The sequence below is a fragment of the Methylomagnum sp. genome (genome assembly GCF_054333355.1).
In genome coordinates this window covers 1-4,876 of the sequence record NZ_JBTEKS010000338.1, presented here as the reverse complement: position 1 = coordinate 4,876, position 4,876 = coordinate 1, and the positions used below count along the sequence as shown (strand labels likewise).

The following is a 4,876-nucleotide window of genomic DNA, read 5'->3' as shown; positions in this document are numbered from 1 at the left end:
CGTTGGCTTCGACTCCGCTCAGCCAACGAAGCCGGTACGAGCGGGGAATCCGCCAACTTAACGCATTTCAAAATGAATATGAGACGGCGGCAAAGGCCGACTCGGTTCTCAAAACCGAGTCGGCCTCTATCCGAGGATCCGTTAGGTCAAGGGCAGTGAGGGTAAGGGGAAATTGGAAGGCGCCGGCTTATTTAGGCCGTCCTGCGGATAACGATGCTGCTGTTGATCCCGCCGAAGCCGAAGGAATTGCTCAAAGCGGCGCGGAGTTCCGCCGCCTCGGCCCGCCGTCCCGCGAAGCGGAAGCCCGCCGCCATGGGTTCGGCCAAATTGGGATTGGAATGCACGAAGCTATGCCGGAGCTGCTGCACGGTGGCGACCGCTTCGACCAGCCCCGCCGACCACAGGCAATGGCCGGTCAGTGCCTTGGTGGCGTTGATCCAGAGCCTGTCCAGATGGACCTGAAAGGTCTCGCCGATGGCCTGCAACTCGGTCTCGTCGCCCAGGGGGGAGGCGGTGCCGTGGCTGTTCAGGTAGTCAATCTCGCCGGGTTCTAGTCCCGCGTCCGCCAGGGCCTTCGCCATGCTCCGGGATTCCCCTGCGGCAGAGGGGTTGGACAGGCGGTTGGCGTCGAGGGCGATGGCGGCCCCGGCCAGTTCGGCGAGGATGGCCGCGCCGCGCCCCAGTGCCGACGCCTCGCTTTCCAGCACCAGACAGGCGGCGGCTTGGCCGGGGATGAAGCCGTCGCGGCCCATGTCGAAGGGTCGGCAAGCCGTCGCCGGACCCGCTTCGGGCACCGGCCCGGACCGCATCGCGCCGAGATTCATGAAGCCTTGCAACTCCACCGGCGACAGGTCCGCCGGCACGCCCACCACCAAGCAGCAGTCCGCCAGGCCGAACCTAACCAGCCGGAAGCCCTGGATCAGGCCGACATTGCCGCTGGCCGACGCCCCGCCCGCCGTGCAGCCTTCGCCCCGGATGCCCAGCGCCTCGCTGATGCAGCCCAGCACGTCCGAGTCCATGAAATGCAGCGCATAGGACGGGTTGACGTGAGCGGGGCTGACGGCGTGTTTCAGGGCGGCGGCGTGCTGGTGGTTCTGGCCCAGGTTATGCCCCGCCGCCACCAGGCCGATGGCCTCGGCGGGGATTGCCGCGCTCATCAAACCCGCTTGGCACCAAGCCTGACCAGCCGCGACCGCCGCCGCCTGGGTGGCCCACGGCGAACGGCGCAGGGTGCTGAACGTTTTTGCCCGCAACGCCGCCGCCTCGTCGGGCAAGGTCGCGTCCAGCGCGTCCCGCAGGGAGAAATCCCGAACCTCCGCCATCAACACCGGCCCGGTGGGACCAGCCTCGCCCCGCACGCCGATGCCGCTACGGCCCGAGCGCAGGGCGTCCGTGAATTCCACGAGCGTGTGCCCGATGGCGCTCACGATGCCCATCCCGGTGATGACCACCTTGTGCGCCATCAGGGGTTCAGCTTGCCGTGCAGGAACTCCACCAACTGTTCCAGGTTCTTAACCTTGGCTAGCTCCACCAGGGGGACGCTGATGTCGAGCTTTTCCATGGAGAGTACGGCCACCTCGGTGCGGTCCACGGAATTGGCGCCCAGTTCCGAGAGGCTCCGGGCCGCCTCGATCTCTACCGGATCGAGGTCAGGCAGCATTTCGGCGATGACGCCCTTCACCACCCGGAAAATGTCTTCTTTGCTGGTCATGGATGTTTGTGCCTCTTGTTTAATTGCAATTTGTATTTTCATTGGACGGGTGAATCAGGGCAATCGCGCTATGTCGGAGGCGACTGCTTTTCCCTCTCCCAAAGGCGAGAGGGGGATGGCGCGATTGCCCTGACGGGTGAAGGCGCATTAAAGCGGTAGGGTACGCACGGCGTACCCTACGAATCGCGTATCGAAGCCGAGCGAGCGGCGCTCTAATAACCTCATTCACGCCGTGAGGCGGGTGACACGCGCCGCATCCGTTGGTTGGGCCTGCCTGCCATCCCGGATTATGCGGATAAGGTAAAACCCCCGGCCCGCCATGGCCGGACTGGTGTAACCCTCCGCGCTGAGCGCCTGCCAGAACAGCGGGAAACTGCTGGCATTGTAGATGACAACATACACGGCGGCGGCTTCCCCGTTCAAATCCACCCGCAGCCGTTCGCCCGGCTCCAATGGCCCGAACAGGAAAGCCGTCTCGGGATTGCCGACGGGCAGGAATTCTCCTCGCACGAAACCCTCCGGCAGCCGGTCCCGCCAAGTCAGCAAGGGATGGATGTAATAGTGCAGGGCGCCGTAAAAAGCCCCGTGCTTGCCCCGCACGCTGTCCAGGTATGCCTGATACTTCCCGCCCTCGGCGCTGGCATCGAAGGCGGGAATGTCTAATGCGTCATCCACCGTCACCGCCGGGAACCAGACCCGTTCCCCGCACCCGTAATATCTGAGGACGATGCGGTACAATCCCGGCCGCAACGGAACCCGGAATGTGTCGGCGTCTTCCGGCACCGAGCCCGCGCCCACGGCGGTGAGGATCGCGTTGTTCTCCCCCTCGTAAATCACCAAGGTCCAGTGCCGGGCCGACGCCCGCGCCGCCGCGATGTCGATTTCAAGGCCGGCCCGCGCCTCGAACGGACCCAAGCCCCCCATCACGGCGTGGCAGTTCCAGCGCGGCCCCGTCACCATCAGGAACGGCAGAAAGCCCGGCATTTCCAACAACTGGGACATGCCCTTCCATTCGTGTCCGGCCCCATTTTTGAGCTTCTTTTTGGCATCGCTTGCCGCCGCCTTGCGGAACAAAAAACGCACCATGCGGTAAAAACCGAAGGAAGCCAGCGCGAGAGGCAAGCGCCAAACCCAAATCAAAGATTTCAACATGGTCAGGCCACCTCGCTGTGGAGATTGGGTTGTTCCGGTGCCGCTATCGCCCGCGCCCAGGCTTCCAGCAGGCGGCGGATGCTGGCCTCGCCGTGGACATTGTCGGAATAGCGGGCGATGACCTTGAGTTGGCCGTCCTGCTCCCGGACGATGAGGTCGATGAGGTACTGGCGATCTAGGCTCGGGGCGTGGTGGAGATAAACCTCGTGGTCAATTCCGCTAAGACCCGCGAACAGGCGGCGCGGCTGGAAGTTGAACCGCACCGGGGCCACCTGATAGGCGAACGGCAACGCGCCTTGCAAGGCCAGCAATTCATAACCCACGCCGCCCAGGGGCAGCGCGGCCAGCGCCTCCCGGAAGCGGGTGCGGCGCTCCGCGAGGGAACCGCCCGACGCCAGCCGCAACGGCGCATCCCCGGCGAACCAACCCACCACGTCGGGATAAACACCAGCCTCGCCCAAACTGCGCCGATGCAGCCGGTGCGCCAAAATGGGTTCCGCCACGCCCCACCAGTCGGCGAGACCGGCGTACAGGGCCACCGCCAAATGCGAACCCAACTCGGCGGGGGTGGCGGCGGGCGGCAAGGGAAGCGTGCCCGTCACGGTTCGCTCGGAAGCGTAATCGTTCGGCCCCCGCGCCCAATCCACGGGAAAGCCGGTCGGCGGGTCCGCGCAATGGGGCAGCCAGAACGCCTGTTGCGCGGCCAGTTCGGCGCTTTTCGCCAGCGTTGCCATGGCCCCCACGTAATCGCGGAAACGCAGGGCGGGCGGCGGTTCGAGCGGCGGCTGTCCGGGCCGGTCGAACCAGTCCCGGACCAGCAAGGCCAGCGAGACGCCATCGACAATCAGGTGATGGCCCACCCAAATCAATTCGTCATGATCGCCTTGTCGCAGCAGGGCGCAGGCGAACAACGGAGCGCGGTCGATGCGGATGCGGTCGTGCAAAGCCTGTTCAACGGCTTGGGCGCGGTGCCGCCGCGCCGATTCTTCCAGCCCCGAAACATCTTCTTCCAACACGTCGATGGCGAGATCGGGTTGCGGTGCCTGCCGGTAGTCGCCACCCTCGCGGATAAAGCGGTGGGACAACACCGGATGGCGGCGGGCCAGGGTCCGCAGCGCGTCCCCGAGTGCCGCCGCGTCGGGCCGCTCCGCCCCGGAGAAGCGGAGGCGCTGCACGATGTGGCAGACCGGGTCGGCGCCGTGGTGCCGGAAAAACGCTTGTTGAGCCGGTGCCAAGCCATAGGCCGAAGTCTCGACGACATCGCCCGCCGCATCCCCGAATCCATAGCCCAAGCGCCGGGCTAGCGCCAAAGTATCCTCACCCAAGCGGGCGGCGCGGTCCCGATGCTTCTCCCAGGCATCCGCCAGACCCGCCTCGATGCGCTCACGACGCAAGAAATTCGGGTCGCCGATCCCTAAGGAAACCTCGTGCAGGCCGCGGGTCATGCGCTCCCCTTGGTAGGGGTGGAGCGTCGCGTCCTCAAAGGCGAGGCCCAGCCGTTCACACAAGCCCCGCAGGCAAGCCGCCGGGTCGGCCACCAAATCTTCGTAGCGGATCAAAATGCGCCGCTCGGCGGGGAGGTTTTCCAGGAACGCGGCGATATTGCCATTGCAAGTGCGCCACACCGCCTCGGCCAGCATCCAAGGGTCGTCGGCCTTGAGGCCCAGCATCTTGTCGAAGCGGTTCCGCACGAAGGACTCCATCACCGCCAGCGGGTGGTGGACCAGATGGATGTAGAACGCACCGGGACAGACGGTTTCGGCCCGCGCCAGAATCCGGGCGTCCATCCCATAGGAAGGGGATTTGTCCACCAGCCGCCGCCCGCCCGCCTTGGCTTGTAGATACCCGTAAACCTCCTCCGTCGGGAAATTCTGTGCTTCCATCTCGCGCACGCGGGCCTGGGCGTCTTCCAGGGACACGCCCCCCAAAGCGCGGATGGCCTCGATCAGTCCCTCCCGAAGGTGCGTCTGGCGGGTTTCATCCAGTTGGGTGGCGCGCTCGCCCATGGACACG

At 65.6% G+C, this 4,876-nt stretch carries 4 protein-coding genes; all 4 read right to left on the bottom strand.

What is annotated here, in order from left to right:
- Window positions 1-191 precede the first annotated feature (191 nt).
- Window positions 192-1,463, bottom strand: coding sequence for a beta-ketoacyl synthase N-terminal-like domain-containing protein (locus tag ACXWUF_RS18710; RefSeq protein WP_458496111.1), 1,272 nt, complete (start codon window positions 1,461-1,463; stop codon window positions 192-194).
- Complete coding sequence (locus ACXWUF_RS18705; protein WP_458496110.1) at window positions 1,463-1,711, bottom strand: phosphopantetheine-binding protein; 249 nt, start codon at window positions 1,709-1,711, stop codon at window positions 1,463-1,465. Before ACXWUF_RS18705 ends, ACXWUF_RS18710 begins: the two co-directional genes overlap by 1 nt.
- 225 nt (window positions 1,712-1,936) lie before the next feature.
- Window positions 1,937-2,863 carry a DUF6208 family protein gene (locus ACXWUF_RS18700; RefSeq protein ID WP_458496109.1) on the bottom strand — a complete coding sequence of 309 codons (927 nt, stop codon included), beginning with the start codon at window positions 2,861-2,863 and terminating at the stop codon, window positions 1,937-1,939.
- Window positions 2,864-2,865: 2 nt separating this feature from the next.
- Window positions 2,866-4,876: condensation domain-containing protein (locus ACXWUF_RS18695; RefSeq protein ID WP_458496108.1), on the bottom strand; the 2,011-nt coding region annotated here is incomplete at its 5' end.